This window comes from Nitratireductor sp. WH36-1, assembly GCF_058725515.1.
Map to the genome: position 1 here is coordinate 1,285,795 of NZ_CM178970.1, position 18,444 is coordinate 1,304,238.

At 60.6% G+C, this 18,444-nt stretch carries 17 protein-coding genes and 3 riboswitches; of the genes, 7 read left to right on the forward strand and 10 right to left on the reverse strand.

What is annotated here, in order from left to right; all coding sequences use genetic code 11:
- The first annotated feature begins 177 nt into the window (after positions 1 to 177).
- Positions 178 to 1,044 carry a helix-turn-helix transcriptional regulator gene (locus tag AC4PTT_RS06125; RefSeq protein ID WP_492162589.1) on the forward strand — a complete coding sequence of 289 codons (867 nt, stop codon included), beginning with the start codon at positions 178 to 180 and terminating at the stop codon, positions 1,042 to 1,044.
- Positions 1,045 to 1,277: 233 nt separating this feature from the next.
- Here AC4PTT_RS06125 and AC4PTT_RS06130 read toward each other — a convergent pair whose 3' ends face one another.
- From AC4PTT_RS06130 to AC4PTT_RS06170, 9 genes are all read right to left on the reverse strand, one after another.
- Positions 1,278 to 1,802: a hypothetical protein gene (locus AC4PTT_RS06130; RefSeq protein ID WP_492162293.1), complete on the reverse strand. Its 525-nt coding sequence runs from the start codon at positions 1,800 to 1,802 to the stop codon at positions 1,278 to 1,280.
- Positions 1,795 to 3,099, reverse strand: a complete 1,305-nt coding sequence (locus AC4PTT_RS06135; protein ID WP_492162294.1) for a hypothetical protein — start codon at positions 3,097 to 3,099, stop codon at positions 1,795 to 1,797. The genes AC4PTT_RS06130 and AC4PTT_RS06135 overlap by 8 nt, the downstream gene beginning before the upstream one ends.
- Positions 3,096 to 3,857: an ABC transporter ATP-binding protein gene (locus AC4PTT_RS06140; RefSeq protein WP_492162295.1), complete on the reverse strand. Its 762-nt coding sequence runs from the start codon at positions 3,855 to 3,857 to the stop codon at positions 3,096 to 3,098. The genes AC4PTT_RS06135 and AC4PTT_RS06140 overlap by 4 nt, the downstream gene beginning before the upstream one ends.
- Positions 3,854 to 4,906, reverse strand: a complete 1,053-nt coding sequence (locus AC4PTT_RS06145; protein WP_492162296.1) for a FecCD family ABC transporter permease — start codon at positions 4,904 to 4,906, stop codon at positions 3,854 to 3,856. The genes AC4PTT_RS06140 and AC4PTT_RS06145 overlap by 4 nt, the downstream gene beginning before the upstream one ends.
- A gap of 2 nt (positions 4,907 to 4,908) precedes the next feature.
- Positions 4,909 to 5,997: an ABC transporter substrate-binding protein gene (locus tag AC4PTT_RS06150; RefSeq protein ID WP_113152796.1), complete on the reverse strand. Its 1,089-nt coding sequence runs from the start codon at positions 5,995 to 5,997 to the stop codon at positions 4,909 to 4,911.
- A gap of 370 nt (positions 5,998 to 6,367) precedes the next feature.
- Positions 6,368 to 7,294 (reverse strand): metal ABC transporter permease, encoded by a 927-nt coding sequence (locus tag AC4PTT_RS06155; protein WP_090327497.1) that lies wholly within the window; start codon positions 7,292 to 7,294, stop codon positions 6,368 to 6,370.
- A gap of 29 nt (positions 7,295 to 7,323) precedes the next feature.
- Positions 7,324 to 8,538: a metal ABC transporter permease gene (locus AC4PTT_RS06160; protein WP_492162297.1), complete on the reverse strand. Its 1,215-nt coding sequence runs from the start codon at positions 8,536 to 8,538 to the stop codon at positions 7,324 to 7,326.
- Positions 8,539 to 8,542: 4 nt separating this feature from the next.
- Positions 8,543 to 9,358 carry a metal ABC transporter ATP-binding protein gene (locus AC4PTT_RS06165; RefSeq protein ID WP_475082779.1) on the reverse strand — a complete coding sequence of 272 codons (816 nt, stop codon included), beginning with the start codon at positions 9,356 to 9,358 and terminating at the stop codon, positions 8,543 to 8,545.
- A 96-nt stretch (positions 9,359 to 9,454) separates the two neighbouring features.
- Positions 9,455 to 10,429 carry a metal ABC transporter solute-binding protein, Zn/Mn family gene (locus AC4PTT_RS06170; RefSeq protein WP_475082782.1) on the reverse strand — a complete coding sequence of 325 codons (975 nt, stop codon included), beginning with the start codon at positions 10,427 to 10,429 and terminating at the stop codon, positions 9,455 to 9,457.
- 161 nt (positions 10,430 to 10,590) lie between these two features.
- Between AC4PTT_RS06170 and irrA (AC4PTT_RS06175) the strand changes: the two genes are divergently transcribed.
- From irrA (AC4PTT_RS06175) to AC4PTT_RS06190, 4 genes are all read left to right on the forward strand, one after another.
- On the forward strand, positions 10,591 to 11,097 hold the full coding sequence (gene irrA / locus AC4PTT_RS06175) for an iron response transcriptional regulator IrrA (protein ID WP_492162298.1): 507 nt from the start codon (positions 10,591 to 10,593) through the stop codon (positions 11,095 to 11,097).
- Positions 11,097 to 11,639: an iron response transcriptional regulator IrrA gene (irrA, locus tag AC4PTT_RS06180; protein WP_475082788.1), complete on the forward strand. Its 543-nt coding sequence runs from the start codon at positions 11,097 to 11,099 to the stop codon at positions 11,637 to 11,639. Before irrA (AC4PTT_RS06175) ends, irrA (AC4PTT_RS06180) begins: the two co-directional genes overlap by 1 nt.
- Before the next feature lie 214 nt (positions 11,640 to 11,853).
- Entirely contained in the window at positions 11,854 to 12,405 is a 552-nt protein-coding gene (locus AC4PTT_RS06185; RefSeq protein ID WP_492162299.1) for a DUF2753 family protein, read from the forward strand.
- Between the two features lie 87 nt (positions 12,406 to 12,492).
- The gene (locus tag AC4PTT_RS06190; RefSeq protein WP_492162300.1) at positions 12,493 to 13,047 is read left to right on the forward strand and encodes a superoxide dismutase; all 555 of its coding nucleotides are present in this window, start codon (positions 12,493 to 12,495) and stop codon (positions 13,045 to 13,047) included.
- Positions 13,048 to 13,124: 77 nt separating this feature from the next.
- Here AC4PTT_RS06190 and metE read toward each other — a convergent pair whose 3' ends face one another.
- Complete coding sequence (gene metE / locus AC4PTT_RS06195) at positions 13,125 to 15,455, reverse strand: 5-methyltetrahydropteroyltriglutamate--homocysteine S-methyltransferase (RefSeq protein ID WP_492162301.1); 2,331 nt, start codon at positions 15,453 to 15,455, stop codon at positions 13,125 to 13,127.
- A 94-nt stretch (positions 15,456 to 15,549) separates the two neighbouring features.
- Positions 15,550 to 15,749, reverse strand: a riboswitch (cobalamin riboswitch).
- Between the two features lie 173 nt (positions 15,750 to 15,922).
- Positions 15,923 to 16,122, forward strand: a riboswitch (cobalamin riboswitch).
- Between the two features lie 99 nt (positions 16,123 to 16,221).
- On the opposite strand from metE, the gene AC4PTT_RS06200 reads away from it, so the two are divergent.
- Both AC4PTT_RS06200 and AC4PTT_RS06205 read left to right on the forward strand, forming a co-directional pair.
- Positions 16,222 to 17,013, forward strand: coding sequence for a (2Fe-2S) ferredoxin domain-containing protein (locus tag AC4PTT_RS06200; RefSeq protein WP_492162302.1), 792 nt, complete (start codon positions 16,222 to 16,224; stop codon positions 17,011 to 17,013).
- Between the two features lie 47 nt (positions 17,014 to 17,060).
- Positions 17,061 to 17,252, forward strand: a riboswitch (cobalamin riboswitch).
- Positions 17,253 to 17,383: 131 nt separating this feature from the next.
- Positions 17,384 to 18,418, forward strand: coding sequence for an ABC transporter substrate-binding protein (locus tag AC4PTT_RS06205; protein ID WP_492162303.1), 1,035 nt, complete (start codon positions 17,384 to 17,386; stop codon positions 18,416 to 18,418).
- The last annotated feature ends 26 nt before the right edge of the window (positions 18,419 to 18,444 follow it).

Below are 18,444 nucleotides of genomic sequence, written 5' to 3' on the forward strand. Positions count from 1 at the left end.
ACCGGGCGTGGACTTGCTTCTCACCGGGATGCAGCATAATCTTGAGAAGATTTGTCATGTATAGATTTGGCCAGGCTACGAAGTCGAGCCGGAAGCGTTTCGCGGCAACCGCAATGTCTTAGGCGCAAACGGCGCGATGCATTGGCTGGAAGCAGATTGCGGCATCAGGGGCATCGAATGCAATACACCTCACATGAGCTCTTTGTCGGTGCAATCGAGGGAGTGCCGAACTGCACAACCGAGACGCAAGAGCTGGAAATCTGGCCGAAATTCATGCTCATGGTGTTGTTGCAGGGCGCGCAGCACTTTGCGATCGACGGTACTCATTTCCACATCGGTGCCGGTTCGGGGGAGACGGAGCCGCCGGTCGTCTTCATGTTGAACGTGGCCAGGGACAGCAGGCTCCGCTTCTTCAATGAAAGCGAGATGCCGCTGAACAAGGTGATGATCTCGGCTCCTCTGCCGTGGTTGAAGCGGTTGTTTGACACGCGGGACGTCGAGCAGAGATCCGTTCTTCAGGACTTCTTCAGCGCGCATCTCGCGCATTTTTCTTTCGAACCTGGCAAGCACATCCTTCAACTGGCGAAGAAGATCATGAGCCCGCCACCGGCGCTGAAGGGCGAGTTGCGTTCGCTCTATCTCCGGGCGCAGGCGCACGACATGATGTGGCAGACGCTTTTGGCGATGCTTGCGGAAAGGAAGGAAAAGGCACTGCCCGCGCCGGCGCTGATGAGCCTGCGCCAGTGCGAGCGCGTGCGCGAATTCATCGTTGCCAATCTGGACAAGGATCTCACGACCGACCTGATTGCGCGGGAAGTGGGGTCCAGCGCCTCCACCCTGCAGCGGCATTTCAAGGCGCAGTTCGGGATAACGGTCTTCGATTTCATCAGGCAGGAAAGGCTGGACGCAGCGCGTGTGGCGCTGACAAGTGGCGGCATCCCTATATCCCATGCCGCTCACATGGCCGGCTACAACAGCATTTCGAGTTTCACAACCGCGTTCCGAAGGGCCTATGGGGTGACCCCCGGCCAGGTTCGCGTGTGAACGCGTTATGCGACATCTCGAATGCGGGTTGCTACCGAACTCGGCTTGCGAAAATCCGTGACATAAAAGGAGCCGGCGCAGAAGGCCGTTGAGGACATCGGTTTGCAGCGTGTTGCAAGGCCAAGTGCGCGGCGAAGTCAGCGCATCGGACCGAAAACGCTTTCTGCGTTTCGGTCCGATGCTTTTCAAGAGTTCAGATCGTCCATCGCGCGTCCGAATGGATGCTCGGCGATTTATGCCTGCGTATCAGCCAGAACGCGAACGTTGTAGATCTCGTCAGCCGGCAGGGGCAGGAGGCGTTGCGCCATTTCTGATTTCAGCGCTTCATGGCGCGTGATCTCTTCGGGCGACTTGTCTTTCTTCGCGCCCAGCACCACGAATTCTTCACGAACATGGCCTGCTTTGATCGTGGCTTCGGCAGTGCGTCCCCGATAGCTGAACCGGAACAGATACGGCCCCGGCAGGTCTGAAATGACGTCCTTGCCGCCGATGGAACGGTCGACCGTCAGACGATCATCGGTCAGCGCGCGTGTCACGGCTTCCAGCGCATCCCGACCACCTGGGCCAGAAAAGGCTGTGAGGATGGAAATCTCTCTCCGTTCGACAGGTCCATCCGACAGGAGCGGAAAGGCAGCCTGCATGGCTTTCAGGCCATGCACCACCCCACCGGGGAATCCGCCGCCATGAAAGGTCAAAAGCTGGTCGAAAGTGAAGGTAAGTTCGGTTCCGTTCTCAAGAACGGTAATCTTGTCATGCATTCAGATAGTCTTTCAGGTTGGGAATAAAGCGATCAAGAAAGCGCGTGGTGGCAGGCATGAAGTGTGAGCCATGGTGGAAAAACGGGTCCAGCGACGAAACAATCATCCGGCCGGGTGTGGTAACCGTATCCTCGTAGAGGATCGCGCGATCCTCACGGTCGGTCGCCAGCACATGCGCGCCTTCAGGCGGTCTGAACCAGCCATGCAGGTGCCAGGTCAGATCCTTCCTGCCCATGCTGGCCAGCAGGGCGTGGTCCGGGGCAGTGATGGACACGCCGAGATCTGCTCCCGTCTCAAGCCACCACCACCAATTGGTTGGCACCGACGTGAATTCAATGCCGGGCATCCAGAGTTCGGAGCGGCTTTCGCCAAGTGCAACAACCGTTCCGCCTGCCTCAAGGTGTCGTAGCACCACATCGCGCTGTTCGATCATCCTGTGCGCCGGCGTACGACATGGCACCCACAGGGCATCACTCGGCCGCAGCTCATCTGCCAGCGTCTCCGGGGCGCAGACAACGTCAAATGTGTCTGCATAGCGTGGGCTCTCAAGGCTGTGGATGTGGTAATAGGTCCCCGATGACGGCGCAATGAGGCGACGCTTCCTGCTCTGCGACGACTTCATCCCGTTATAGGACTCAGGCGGCGCAAGTTTCGTCTCCGCCTGCCATGCTTTGGCAGCAGAAACCGGTGTTGAAAGGCACGCACCGCCGCCTGCCCAGTCGATTATGCGCCGGGCAAGCTGCGGAGAGAGCCCCCATTCGCGCCCCATCGAGCCCAGGTCATTGCCGGAATGGGAAAAGACGCGGCCACCTTCCGGCCGGCTCCAGACCCAGTCGACCGGCACATGCGTGGAGCCAAGCCCGTTGATGACCACCGCGCCCGGCGGTGGCGGGTTGCAGCCTCGGCCATAAAAACCGGCAACGCCCTTGTTGGTTTCCAGTTTTTCCAGATCGATGCCATCGAACAGCGGGTGCCGGTTGACCGAGATCAGATCGAAGTCGGCACGCTTTGGTTGGCAAATCGGTCGATACCGGGAAAGGCCGTCGATCAGCGGTCGCACCATATGACCATTGAAAAACCAGCGGCCACCGGCATCAAGGAATGCCGTGAGGGCATACCTCATCGTCATCATGGCATTCTGGTCGAGCTGGTTGCCGGTGATCAGCCCCTTGTGCGCCAGGAGTGCGCCGGGCGTAAGCTCATTCTGACGAACAATTGAGACTTCACCCCGGGTAGCTGCATCAAGAACCGCCTGTGCCGGTTCCTCGTAGGTGGAGTGCAGGTAGAGAACACTCATGCGGCGGCCTCGATGCCTGCGAATGTGGGAACGATGGCCTGGCGTTGCGCACCGGACGGGGCGTCGACGTCGACCCAGCACATGGGCACACCGTAGAGTTCAGAAAGCCGTGCGGGTTCGATCATCTCTCGGACAGGGCCGTGTACTTCCTGGCCGCCGGGCATCATCATAAGAACGTCGTCGGCCGCTGCCAGCGCATGATTGGGGTCGTGCGTGGTGAACAGGATCGCCCTGTCCCGCCGCTCACGCAGCCCATCGAGCAGTTCCAGCGTTCGGGCCTGATTGCCGAGGTCCAGCGCTGATGTTGGTTCGTCGAAGACCAGCGCCGGTGAGCCCGTCGCCAGTGCACGGGCGATGAGCACCATCTGGCGCTGCCCGCCCGACATTCGATCATAACGCAGATCCGCCAGATGGTTCGCGCCGATTTCGGACAAGGCTTCAAGCGCAGCCGCACGGTCCTGCGCCTGGGGCTGGCCGAACAGGCCCAGGCGATCAGCGCGGCCCATTATAACCACTTCGGCACCCGTCATCCTCGCCTGCGATGCGCCGTGCTGCGGCACATAGCCGGTCACCCGTGGCGCATTCCTCGTGCCCCCCGAGAGAGGCTGAAACCCCAGAAGTGCGCGCAAAAGCGTGGTCTTTCCCCGTCCATTGGGGCCAAGCACCGCCATGGAGCGCCCCACGGGCACTTCGAAGCTGATGTGTGTGAAAAGAGCCCGGTCGCCAAATGAGACCGTAGCATTCTGCAAACCGATCATGCCCGGTTCACCTCCTTGAAATGACGCCGCAGCAGGAATGCAAATACGGGCGCTCCGATGAGGGCCGTAAGGACGCCAAGCGGAATTTCAGCCGCTGTCAGCGTGCGTGCGAGCGTATCGATAAAGGTCAGATAGGCCGCCCCGAGAAGGGCAGAGGCAGGGATCATGACCCGGTGATCCTCACCGACCATAATGCGGGCTGCATGCGGGACCACCAGGCCGATCCAGCCGATTATGCCGGCAACAGCAACGGATGTGCCCGTCATCAGCGCTATCGCGATGAAGACATACCAGCGCTCGCGGTCTGGATTGACGCCAAGAGCGCGCGCTTCCTGTTCCTCCAGCGCAAGAAGGTTCAGCCGGTAACGCATAAGCCAGATGAGAAGCAGCCCAAGCATCATGCCGGGAACGGCAAGCCACAGGCGCGGCCATGTCGCGGTCGAGAAAGAGCCCATCAACCAGTAGACGATCGCCGGCAATGATGTGTTGGGATCGGCGACGAACTGGACGATGGACACGAGCGCAGCGAAAAGCGAGCCAACGATCATGCCCGATAGAATGACGGTGATGATTTCCGTACGGCCATTGATGCGGGCGAGCAGTCCAACCAGAACAAGCGCCACCAGACCCAGAGCGAAGGACATGCCGAGCAGGATGACGCCGGCATAGCCAAAGAGGATGGCCAGTGCGCCGCCGAAGGCCGCACCCTGGCTGATCCCGAGCACCTGCTGCGATACAAGCGGATTGCGAAAGACACCCTGCAGCGCTGCGCCGCCAACCGCCAGTGCTGCCCCCGAAAGAGCCGCCAGAAGCACGCGTGGCAGGCGCACGAGCAGCACGATGCGCTCATCCATCTGCTCGATGGACGCGGTTGGATTGGTCGCCGCAGCAAACAGGATTTGCGCGATGCGCGGTGTGTCGACGGAGAAACGGCCAGCGCCGATTGCAAACAGGAGCGATGCGATGAGCACGGCGATCATCACGCCAAACACGCCTGCCTGAAGGCCGGCGACATTGCGTCGTCCGGCCTCCCGGGTAATGAGGCTCATTGTTACTGCGCCCTGAACTGGGCGTAGTTCGCCGTCTCACCCTGTGTGTTCAGCCGAAGGATATCGTCGATGTCCTGTTCGGTCAGATCATAGCCGTACAGTTTCTGATACGCATCCTTCATCTCCGCGCGCAGATCGTACTGGAACACCTGCGGGTGGAGCAGGTTGGCAAGCCACATCCAGGTGAGCGGGCTTTCCTGGTTCGGCGGGTCCCAGCGGTAGCCGCCAAGCGGCATCTTGTAGACGCGTCCGTCCTGCGCTGCATTGGTCAACGACAGGATGGGATCGTCGTGGATGCGCTCCAGATCGAGATCGGCTTCGAAGCTGTTCAGCAGGATCACGTCGGGATTCCATTCGGCAATCTGTTCCGGGCTGATGGTCACGCCATTGCCTGCGAGGTCGGCCGATGCAGAGAGCCCACCTGCCAGTTCGATATAGAACGTGTTGTAATTGCCCTTGGCGCCTGAGGCTTTCATGCTCTCGAGCGCACGCAGAAGATAAAGCACTCTGGGCTTGTCAGTTTCGGTGATTGCTTCGGCCCTGTCGGCCATCTCGGTCGCCACTTCTTCGCGCCAGCGGGTGTTGGCCTCGGCGCGTTCGGGCTTGCCCATCGCTGTTGCGACCATAGACTGATACTGGCGGGCCTTCTCTTCCGTTCCATAGGAGATCAGAAGCGCGTTCAGACCGGCATTGGTAATGGGGTCTACGTAGTCGGCCCCGCGACCGGCCCACTGAACCACCAGATTGGGGTTGGTCGCCGCGAGTTCCTCCACATTGGGAATGAAGTTCGGCGCCGTGATGTCGGAGGGAATGTTCTGAGCTTCAGGAAAGATCTTTCCAAGAATGCCCTGCATGATCGCGCTTTTTGCGGTCGGGTTCATACCGGCCAGCTTCGACGTACCGCCATCCATCGCGATGATTGTCGAGGCCATCGGGATGGGGATGGAGGCGATCCGTTCCGCAGGCTTGTCTAGCGTGATGGTGCGGTTTTCGTGATCGATGATGCTGATCGGTTCCGCGAGGACACTTCCAGATAAGCAAACGGATGCGAGCGCCACCACGCCACCGAGCGGAAATTTCAAGCAGGACATTGAGGACTCCAAAAACTGGATAAAAAGAGGAAGGTTTTTGGATGCATATAAATATGATTTAGAATGTCAAGTTATATTCTGCTTCTCTGGAATGGTTCGTTCGAGGATTTGAGTGAACGCGGGAACGATTGATGAGACTGCTCTGACTGGCCCGCAGGTCGGGATCGGGACGGACATGAAGCGCAGATGCGTTGCGGACGTTTCATGCGGCCCGCGAACTGCAGGCGTGAGCTTTTCCCCTGAAAAGTCCGCGAGTTGAAGCTAGCGCGTTCTCAAATTGACAAGTATGACCGAATGACCCGCGCAGAGAACATCACGTCACCGAGGTTTTCTCGCTGACGTGATGTCCCTTGCGGCGTCAACAAGAGTATCAGGCGTCCCGGGGCGCGCCGAGGCGGGCGCGGTGCGGTGCGAAGAGGCAGGTCAGACCCAGGATGATGCCTGATACCGTGGCGATCATGCCAGCGGCACTGACTGCATGCTCACTGCCAAGCCACAACGGTCCGTAACCGGCCAGGACATAGCCGATTGTTGCTGAAAGGGTCGCGAAGACGACGCTCCACAAAACCTGGATTTCCAACCGGTTGGTCATCAGCCGGGCCGCACCGGGCGGGCAGATGAACATCGCGATGACGATGATCGACCCGACGGCGTCGAACGCCGCAACGGCAGCGACTGCGGCCGTCACCACAAGCCCGAAACTGAAGGCTGTGGTTGGAACGCCGATCGTGCCGGCGAAGCCCTCATCGAAGGTAGAGAGCTTCAGGGGACGCCAGAACAGAACCGTTAGCAGAGTGATGACGAGTGTCACGACCGCCATGCGCGGCAATTCCGGAGGCAGATCGGCCAGCGCCGCAGCATCCGTAAGCGACTGCCAGCCATCGGCGGAAAGCCAGATCAGGCTTTCCAGATTGCCATAAAGCGCGTGCTGAACGTCGAGATGAACGGTGCTCGTGTCGCTCTGTTCGAGCAGGAGAACACCGCCAGCAAACAGCGAGGTGAATGCAACCCCCATTGCTGCGCCAGGTTCGATGCGCCCCAGCCGCTTGATGAGCTCAATGAGAATGACGGCGGCTACCGCAGCGCCGGCGGCACCGAGCATCATCGGCCATGTGGTGATGGAACCGGTTATAAGGAAGGCGACGACGATGCCGGGAAGAACGACATGGCTGATGGCGTCGCCGATGAGAGCCTGCCGGCGAAGGATGAGAAAATTGCCTGGCAGTGCGCAGGCAATTGCTGCGAAGATGCCGATCAGAAGCGGTGTCAGGCTCAACTGAACAAATTCGGAACCCATGAGTAGGAAGTCCTTTGAATGCAGACGTTTCAGGCGGTTGCCGGAACGGGTGGGCCGAGATGCCGGTCGATCTCCGAGATTTCGTCTCGGGTGAGGATGGCTTCGATGGGGGTGAGGCCGTCATAGCGACCGGAAATGACATCGTCCTGGTGGATCTGGCGTGCAACTTCCCAGCGCTTCTCGTCGCGCAGCGTTTTCGATGCGAGCGCCTTTCCCTTGGCCGTCGCCACACTGTCGGCCCGTATGAGACCTGCGCGGCGCAGAACCCGAATGGTGAGTGGGTCGAAGATCTGCTCCTGATGCGCGAGAGCGAGCAGCCCCTGACGCATGTGCACCCTGCGCTGAAAACGCAGATGACGGAAAACGGCTGCCAGAACACCGCGATTGGGTGCGAGCAGAAGTGACAGTGCGAAGAGCGCAAAGCACACAATGACGATGATTGGCCCGGTTGGCATTTTGGGAGCGGAGGCCGAAAGCGCCGTGCCGATGTAACCGGAGAGGCCACCCACAGCGCCTGCAATCCATATCACGTGATCTGTTCGGTCGGTCCAGAAGCGGGCGGTGACGGGTGGGATGATGAGCATTGCCACGACAAGGATCAGGCCGACGAGCTTCAGGCCGATCACCGTGACAGCCATCACAAGACCCATCATCGCCAGATCAATCCTGCGAACATTGACGCCAGAGGCGGCTGCAAACTCCGGATCGAACGCAACCAGCGTCATGGGGCGGCGCAGCATGATCACCGCAAGAATGGACAGTGCGCCACCGATGGCGATGACCACCGCATCCTGGAACAGCATGCCGGCGGTGGAGCCGAGCAGAAACCCTTCCAGACCTGCCTGCTTGCCACGCGACATGGTCTGGATGATCGTCAGAAGAACGATGCCGAGACCGAAGAAGACCGACAGAACCGCACCGATTGCGGCGTCTTCGGCAAGGCGCGTGCGTCGGGAAATCCATTCGACGATAAGGAGGCCGATGCCGGCGCTGATGGCAGAGCCGAGAAGCAGGCCGATGAGACTCCGGCCGTCGCCGCCAAACGCGACCATCAGCATGAAGGCGATGCCGACGCCAGGCAGGGTGGCATGCGCGACGGCGTCACTGACCAGCGCGCGCTTGCGCAGGAAAAGAAAGGTCCCGCCGCTCCCGGCAGCGATCCCGAGCAGCGTCGCTCCGATGGCGACGAGTGCGGCGTTATAACCGGACTGCAATAGCAGGGCGTTGATGAAATTGCTCGACATGGGACTAGGCTGCCGAAAGATTCAGTTGATCGATATGCGCGGTTGCCAGGCGTCCACCATAGGTTTTCTGGAGGTTCTCGCCGGTGAAGGTTGTGGCGACCGGTCCTTCAGCCATCTTGCGGACATTGATCAGCAGAACATGATCGAAATAGTCCGCAACGGTCGCCAGATCATGGTGTACGCAGACGACGGTGCGCTTGTCGGCCTTGAGCGATTTCAAGACATCGATGATCGCTCTTTCGGTAGCCGCATCCACGCCGGCGAAGGGCTCGTCCAGAAGGTAGAGATCGGCGTTCTGGGCCAGGGCGCGGGCAAGAAAGACGCGCTGCTGCTGTCCGCCGGAGAGCTGGCCGATCTGCCGGTGTGCGAAATCCACCATGCCGACCCGTTCCAGGCAGGCCAGCGCGGTCTTGTGATGTTCCCGGCGGACGAGTTTGAGCAGACCCAGTTCGCGAAACAGCCCCATCATGACCACATCGATCACCCGGGTGGGGAAATCCCAGTCGACGGAAGCGCGCTGCGGTACATAGGCGACACGGTGCCGGGCTCTGGTGAAGGGCTCGCCAAACACCGTTACGCTGCCTGAAAGGCGCGGAACGATGCCAAGAACGGCTTTCAGAAGTGTGGACTTTCCTGCACCGTTCGGCCCGATGATCGCGGTCATGCTCTCGGCCGGAATCGAAGCGTCGACCGAGAATACTGCGGGCTTCTCGCCATAGGATACGGTGACGCCCTGCACGGCCAATGGGGTCTCCACTGAACCGTGGGGATTGGTTGTCTGGCCGCCTGGGGAGACCAGTTCCACCGCTGCTTCACTCATGTCTTGTTGCCTTTTAAACTGCGGGGCTGGCCCCGCTTATGGAATCCGGAAAATACGGAAGAGCGCCAGCGAGGGCGCTCTTCCGGGGGGCTGCGGTCAGCTGCCCACTGCAAGCCTGTCAGCCATTCCGCGCTCTGGGGCCTCGCCGCCGAGGGCGCGGGTGATGATCGTCGTGTTGTGGTCGATCATGCCGATGTAAGTGCCCTCATAGGTGCCATCCGGCCCCATCGCATCGGAAAACAGTTCGCCGCCGATGACGACGTCGTGACCCTTGGCGGCCGCGCCTTCGATGAGTGCGCGGATGTTGCGGTCGGATACGGATGATTCGACGAACACCGCGCCGATATCGCGATCAACGAGCAGATCGACCAGTTCGGCGATGCGGTTGAGACCGGCCTCACTCTCTGTCGAAATGCCCTGAATGCCCATCACTTCGAAACCGTAAGCGGAACCGAAATAGTTGAACGCGTCATGCGCGGTCAGGAGGACGCGGCTTTCTGCGGGGACGGAGGAGAGAACCTTGGTCGAATAGTTGGCGAGCTGCGCCACGTCATCCAGGTGCTTTGCGGCATTCGCCTTGAAGGCGTCAGCCTGTTCGGGATTGGTCTCGGCCAGCGCATCACGAACGGAGATGACGACCTTGGACCAGAGATTTGGGTTCATCCACACATGCGGGTCGAACTTGTCGTCATAATCGTCATGCGAGAGGAGCATGTTCCTGGGCAGGCCTTCGGCAACGGCGACCACATTTCGCTTCTCTGAAAGGTCATGCATGAAGTCCTGCATCTGCGCTTCCAGGAAGAGACCGTGCCAGAGCACCAGGTCTGCATTGGTCATGGCGGAGATGTCCGTGCGGGTCTGGCGATAGGCGTGCGGGTCCACACCCGGTCCCATCAGTGCCTTCACGTTCACCAGGTCGCCGCCCACCTGGCGGGCAGCGTCGGCGATCATGCCCGTGGTTGCGACCACGTCGATCTTTTCTTCAGCGCTTGCCGTTGTGGCGAGGTTCATGGCCCCCAGCGCGGTTGCGGCCAATGCGGCCAGTAAAGACCGCCTCATTTTGTTGAACATGCAACTCTCCTGTCGAGTTTGGTTTGCGATGGCGATGCACCGCACTGAAAATCTGCTCCCTAATTGCAAATCATTCGCAAATGCAATTGACGTCCGGGACGATCGCAGACACTATGCAAATGCGAATGAATTGCAACTGAAATATTCAGGAGAAGATTGTGGTGGCTGGTTCAGTCGGCATGGCATGGAAGGGGGAAGGCAATGCGGAAGCACCGGACGATGCCGCTGCCCGCGCACTTCTCAGGCAGGCGGGTCTTCGCGCGACACGGCAGCGGATGGCGCTTGTCGATCTCCTGTTTGGGTGCGGTGGCAGGCACGTGTCGGTCGAAGGGCTTCATCGGGAACTGTTGGGCGTGGGGGCGCCCGGCTCCATCAGCTGCGTTTACAACAGCCTGCGCCGCTTTAGCGAAGTGGGCCTCGTGAGGCGGGTGCCGGTCTATGGAGCGACGAGTTACTTCGACACGAAGCTCGACCATCACCACCACTTCTATGCGGAAGACGAGGATCATCTGATGGATGTTCCCATGAATGCTATCGCCCTTGATGACCTTCCGCCTCCGCCGCTTGGCTATGAGCTTGTCAGTGTGGATGTCGTCGTGCGGGTCCGACGCGAGCATTCGGCAAAACCGGTCCGGCCGTCATTTCGATCCGGGGAAGGGGCGTCCTGATGCTTCAGATCCCGGAAGAAACCCTGGAGAGGATGCGCGCGGCCCGTGAGCGGACGGGCAGTGCGCGTCACGAGGTCCAGGACATGCTGAAAGCGGGCGGGTTACGTCCCACGCGGCAGCGTATCGCGCTTGCCGCCCTGCTGTTTTCCACCGGCCGACATCGCCATGTTACCGCCGATGACCTGCATCGGGATGCGCGTGCCGACGGTACCGCTTTATCGCTCGCCACTGTTTACAACACGCTCAACCAGTTTGCCGATGCCGGGCTGATCCGCAAGATCGGCATGAATGGCGAGCGTATGCATTTCGACACGGATCCGGGCGATCACCACCATTTCTACGTGGAGGCTGAGGGCCGGGTGCTGGACGTGGAACCCGGCGCGGTCTGTTTCAGCGCGCTTCCGGCTGCTCCGGCTGGCTACGAGATCGCCGGGGTTGATGTCGTGATCCGTCTTCGCAGGTCAAAGCCTGAAAAAGCACGCGACGCCTGCAGCGGCGGGTGCGCCCGGCGCGCGGGTTCTGGCGGTGACATGCCCCGATGACCCAATTGCGAGCCGTTCTTTTCGGGCCGGACGGAGTTTCTCGCCGCAATCAGGTTCGAACTCTCAGCAATAGTCAAAGGAACACAACCCATGCACACCATCTGGGGCAGGCCGCCCGTCCTTGATTTTTCTTCAGTTCCGCTCGCTCCGGATGGGGTGTTTTCCCGTTCGCTCATTGCCTTGCTGTTCGGCAGATTGCGTGAGGGCGCATGACATGAAGCCACACATCAATGGTCCGGCTTCCGGGGCGGTGCCGCCAGCGTCTCTCGGGCCGACTTTCGACCTGCGCTGGCGCACCCTCACCGAAGAAGCCAATGCTCTTTACAGGGGAGGCGATACCGCATCTGCGCGCAAATGCTATGAGGCGGCGCTCTCAGAGGCTGAACGCTTGCTTGATGCGGTCGCGGCGGAGCACGATGCGCGGCCGGCGCCGATTATCTACAATGTTTCCTGCCACAATCTCGCCGAACTGGCGCGGGCTCTTGGTGAGAACGCTGAAGCGGAGGCCTATTGCCGGCGCGCCTATGAGCGCCTTCTCGCGGTGGCGCAGAACCCGGCCTCGCCGCTCGAACTGCGCATTTCATGCGTCCGGAATCTGCGTAACGCGCTGGCTGAATTGACGGTGCGCCTCAACGAACGCCATGCGCCGCCAAGGGAACTTGATCGCATCGTCGAGCCGGTTCGCAACGCCGCATTCAGCGTTTTTCGCATTGCCCGACATGCCGAACTTGCGCGGGACAACTGCCCGCACTGCCCGCTTTCGTGATCCCACGATCAGATCTCCGCACAAAGGATCGAACTTTTGTTTCAGCTTCCAGAACTTCCATACGCAATGGACGCGCTTGCGCCTTACATGTCCGCAGAGACCCTCGAATTCCATCACGGCAGGCACCACAAGGCCTATGTCGACAAGCTCAACGCGTTAACGGCAGACAGCCCCTATCGGGACATGAGCCTTGAAGAGGTCATTTTGACGAGCGCCAACAAGCCGGCCGAAAGCGGCCTGTTCAATCAGGCTGGCCAGCACTGGAACCACAGCCATTTCTGGCTTGGCATGAAGGCCGGTGGCGGCGGCGCGGTTCCGGGGAATCTCGAAAAGCACCTGATCGCCGATTTTGGGTCGGTTGACCGTTTCAAGGAAGAGTTCAAGGCGGCCTGCATTGCGCAGTTCGGAAGCGGATGGGCATGGCTCGTTTTTGATGGCGAGAAGCTCGCCATTGCCAAGACGGGCAATGCCGACACGCCGCTGACAGAAGGCAAGTCGGCATTGTTGACCTGCGATGTCTGGGAACACTCCTACTACATCGATTATCGCAATCTGCGTCCCAGATATGTCGATGCTTTTCTGGAAGGTCTCGTCAACTGGGAGATGGTGGCCGAGCGCTATGAGAGTGCCATCGGGGCTTAGGGTCAGGACCTGTTGATATGGCCTTCCCCTAAGTCCGGTGCGCCGCCGGCCTTGAGAGCCGGCGGCGTTTACAGGTGTCAGGCGCTTGCGTTTTCGGTGCGCATCGTGCGGGCGGCGGCAACCATGTTGACCAGGGCGGGACGCACTTCGTCCCATTTGCGGGTCTTCAGGCCGCAGTCCGGATTGACCCAGATCTGCTCCCCGGCAAGGCGCTGGCGCGCCAGCGAAAGCAGCGCCGTCATCTCACCAATTTCGGGGACGCGCGGCGAGTGGATGTCGTAGACGCCTGGTCCGATCTCATTGGGATATTTGAAGGTTTTGAAGGCATCGAGCAATTCCATCCTCGAGCGCGATGTCTCGATGGAGATCACATCCGCGTCCATGGCGGCGATGGCGTCGATGATGTCGTTGAACTCCGAATAGCACATATGGGTGTGAATCTGGGTTTCATCCGAAACCCCGCTGGCCGAAATGCGGAAGCTCTCCACTGCCCAGTCGAGATAGTGCTTCCAGTCCGCATGGCGTAGCGGCAGGCCTTCGCGCAGGGCCGCTTCGTCGATCTGGATAATGCGCGCACACGCTGCCTCAAGGTCACGGACCTCGTCGCGAATGGCAAGCGCGATCTGCCGGCAGGTCTCGCTACGCGGAATGTCGTCGCGCACGAAAGACCAGTTGAGAATGGTCACAGGGCCAGTCAGCATGCCCTTGACCGGCCTGTCCGTCAGCGACTGGGCATACTGCCACCACGAAACGGTCATCGGAGTGGGCCTGGATACGTCGCCGTAGATAACCGGCGGTCTGACATAGCGCGATCCATAGCTTTGCACCCAGGCGTGCTGGGTGAAGGCGAAGCCGGAAAGCTGCTCGCCGAAATACTGAACCATGTCGTTGCGCTCGAACTCGCCATGGACCAGCACATCGAGGCCGACGTCCTCCTGCCAGCGGATCGTCGCTTCGGTTTCCTTCTTCAGGAATGTGTCGTAGTCGACAAAGCTAAGCTCGCCGCGTGCATGTGCGGCTCTTGCCTTGCGAACCTCTGGCGTCTGCGGGAAGGAGCCGATCGTGGTGGTCGGAAAGGCGGGCAGGCCGAGCCGGGTAGCCTGTAGCTTCTGGCGCTCGACAAACGTGGCGCCGCGCGTCTTCATCTCGTCGTTGATCCGCGCCATGCGGCCCTGAACCAGAGGGTCGCTGACCTTGGGGGAGGCGTGCCGCGCGGCGACGGCATCGGCTGCTGCTTTCAGGGCACCGGCAACGTCTGCTCCGTTCCCGGACAGAACATCGGAGAGCACATGAAGCTCGTCCATTTTCTGCAGGGCGAATGCAAGCCAGGAGCGCAGGTCGGCGTCGAGCGTGGTTTCCAGTTCCAGATCGATGGGTACATGGAGCAGCGAGCAGGACGGAGCGAGCTGGACCATCGCTGCGCCGCGCGCCTTGACGACGGGCCCGAGCCTGTCTGCGAGGGAAGCCAGATCAGCGCGCCAGATGTTGCGGCCGTTGATCACGCCAAGCGACAGAACCAGATCCGGCCGCGCAGCGGCGAGCACCGCGTCGAGTTGCTCCGGCGCGCGAACGAGGTCCAGGTGAAGGCCGGCCACAGGCAGGGAAAGCGCGGTTTCCAGATTGCCGCCGAGCCCGCCGAAATAGGTTGCAAGCATGATCCGGAGATCTGGGGTAGCGGCTGCAAGCTTCCGGTAGGCAAGCCGATAGGCATCCTGTTCGTTGGGAATGAGGTCGGTGACGAGGGCCGGCTCATCAATCTGTACCCAGTCCGCTCCGGCCTCCTTCAGCTTGCGAAGCAGTTCTTCATAAACAGGCAGCAGGCGCGGCAGAAGCGCAAGCGGATCGTAGCCTGCATCGCTGGACTTGCCGAGTTTGAGGAAGGTGATCGGACCAAGGAGTACGGGCCGGGTATGGATGCCGAGCGCTTTTGCTTCAAGAAACTCATCCAGCGGCTTGGTGGAGGAGAGGGCGAAGACCTGGTCGTCGGAGAATTCCGGCACCATGTAGTGGTAATTGGTGTCGAACCATTTGGTCATTTCCTGCGCTTTGTGGCCGCCGGGGTGCCCGCATCCCGCATCCCTGGAGCCCTGGCTGCCGCGCGCCATTGCGAAATAGACGTCAAGCGGCACCGGGCCACCCTGCCAGCCATAGTCTGCCGGAACCGCGCCGACCATCACACTGGTGTCCAGTACCTGATCGTAGAGTGAGAAATCATTGGAAGGGATGATTGCAACGCCACGATCGCGCTGCTCCTTCCAGTTCTCGGCCCTGAGTTCCCTTGCAGTCTGGAGAAGGGTTTCTGCGCTGCTTTTGCCGGACCAATGGCTTTCAAGGGCGAGTTTCAGTTCTCGGCGGCGGCCGATACGCGGCACGCCGAGCGTGGAGACAGGAATTGAACGTTCAGACATGGCACACCCGATGCTGTTTGGGGCGGGGGGGGGGGCGTACGCAGACCGCGGCCTGAACGGCCGCCGCATGACGAACACCGGACACCCCGCCCGTTGACGTTGTTTCGTCATGGCAGGTCTCCTGGCTCACGGGTCTCGGCCTTGATCCGTCTTCCCGGACGTCTGTCCAGTGACTTGAATGGATTTCGGCTCGCCGCTGACAGTTGCGGGGGCAGCGCCGGATTTGAACCGGCTTCCCTCTTAGCCCGAATCCGCCTGAAGGCAGGTTCGAGAACCACGACGCGCCCAGATTCCTCGCAATGCGGCGGAAAGTCAAGAATGATATAAAGAAATGTTTATATCTTTACGTCTTGCCTGAAGGGTGATGTGCCTCTCTATTTTAGCTGTCGGGAAATCCTGTTCCGGAGTTGGTCCATGTGCGCGCGCGGGTCGGCCGGCAGACGGTTGACAGGCGCGGGTCTGAGTATACTTTTCGAAGCGGTCAAGGTTCCGTCGGCAGACCTGTCTCGGTCGGCGGCTAAGAGGGAATCCGGTTCAAATCCGGAGCTGACCCGCAACTGTGAGCGACGAGCCGCTTTGCCGATCATGTCACTGGCGTTATGCCGGGAAGACGGGTGAAGCTGTGATGAGCCGCAAGCCAGGAGACCTGCCTGATCGTGTGAAGTTCCGTGGTCGGGATATGCCACAGGAGCTCGTGCTTCGGAATATCCGGTTCCGACGCGCGATCTCCCTGCCGTTCCCGATCGCATCAGCTCGAGGAATGGCAGTGGATACGAATGCATTATTGAATGAAGGGCAGGGAAGCCGCGCGATCCTGCTTCTTGCAAAGTCGGCTTTTGCTGCTGCACCTCATGGCGAGATGGCGCGCCTCGCTGAAATGGCCGCAGGTTTTGAAGGTGTGACGGCGGTTCAGTACTGTTTCTCCGAACAGGGGACGCCGTCCTTGCGGTCCGCACTTCTGGAGCTGCGGGCAGAACATCATTCTGAGATCGTGATTGTCCCGCTCCTGCTTCCGATGGAGCCGAGCTTCCGGAACTGGCTGTCGAAATCGCTCCGGCGCTGGCAAGCCGAAACATCCGGCGGCTGGCCACCCATCCGCATAGCATCCGACATTGCCCGCAGTGCACATTTTGAACGGCTTCTTGGCGGTCTCATCGGCGACATTGTCCAGGAGCCGGCCGTTCCTCCCGCTGAAACTCCGGTGCGGGAAGGCTCTCTGGTGCCGGCGCAGAAAAGGCGGGTTCTGGTGTGTGAGGGCGGGGCGTGCAACGCTGCCGGGGCGGACGTTCTGTGGTGTCATTTGCGCAACCGGCAGAAGGAACTGAACCTGCGCAACACGGGGGATGGCACCATGACCGCGAAAGCAACCTGTCTCGGCCCCTGCAATCTCGCGCCGGTTCTTCAGGTATTTCCCGAAGGCACCTATTACGGTGGCGTGAATGAGGATGCGATAGACCGCATCATTGAAGAGCACCTGCTTGGGGGACGCGTTGTCGCCGATTTCGCCTATGAGCCGACCGGTCGCAAACAGCGGCTTCGCGGGACTTTAAACAGGTAATGGTAGCGGCGGGGAGGAAAACGGTTGGCCTTGCAGGTCAGATCAGGTTAACGATTGCGCGCCACGGTTCCGCAACGTCGGATGAAACGGGAACGCAGGACGGGTTCGTCCCAGTCTGCGGCTGCCCTCGCAACTGTAGGCGGCGAGTTCGGTATCGATCCACTGGTCAGTCGGCCGGGAAGGGATATTCGAACGCTTGAGCCGCGAGCCAGGAGACCGGCCTTGGCGCAAACGCAATTGTCGGCGAGGTGTCCGGCAAGAGGGTAGCGTAGACCGGTCTCGCGGGGTGCAAGGACGCCCTGCGGCGCATTCGGTCGATGCGGGCGCTCTTTCACGCACCTCCCGGCGCCCCGTGTCGATCGAGGTGATCATGTTGTTCAAGTCCGTTCTCGGCGCTGCCATTGTCGCGCTGTCACTCTCCCAATCCGCTTTCGCAGAAACCATTACCGATGATGTCGGGCGTCAGGTCGATGTCGACCTGCCCGTCAAGCGCGCTGTGATCTTCAACCGCTATTCGGTTGAATTCGCACGCGCCATCGGCGCCATCGAGCAGGTGGTTGGCACCGGCGCCAGCACCTATCGCGATCCTGCCTACTGGCCGGAATTCGGCCCCGACGACGTGGTGGGCCAGGGGCAGAGCGAGCCCAATTACGAGGCCATCATCGCCAAGAAGCCGGATCTCGTCATTCTGCCGCGCAACGGCGTTTACGAGGAGGCGGCGCGCCAGCTTGAGCCGTTCGGAATTCCGGTTCTGGTCGTAACCTCCTGGGATACGCTCAAGCATGTCGAGAACGTCAAGCTGATGGGCAAGCTCTTCGGTCGCGAAGAGCGGGCGGCCGATCTCGCCGCCTATTATGAGGATTACAAAGCGCTTCTGGCCGAGCGGCTTGAGGGCGTCGAGCCGGTGCCGGTTTATCTGGAGGAGAAGCGCCCGCTGGTGACGGTCACGCCGGGCTCTGGCTGGCACGACATGATCGAAGCCGGTGGTGGCAGGAACGTTTTTGGCGAAATCGTCATTGAGGACGAGCCGGCCGCGCGTGGCAATCCCAACGCCTTCACCATCGATCCGGAGGAACTGGTCGCGCGCGTGCCGTCGCTGATCGTGAAGCTGGAACCGGGCGCTTACACGACCATCCCCCAAGAGCAGTACAAGGCGACATGGGACGGGCTTATGGCGCGTGAGGACATCCGCGCCACCCCGGCGGCAGAGGCGAAGAACGTCCACGTCATCAACTACTACCTCGCCGGCGGCTCCTCGAAGATCACCGGCGCGCTGCAGATCGCCAAATGGGCGCATCCAGAGCTGTTCAAGGATGTCGATCCGGAAGAGGCCATGCGTCGCTGGATCGAGGACTTCCAGGGACTGCCCTATCAGCCGGGCATGACCTATCAGGGCGACTTCTGAGCAAGCTGACATGACGGGGCGGGGCC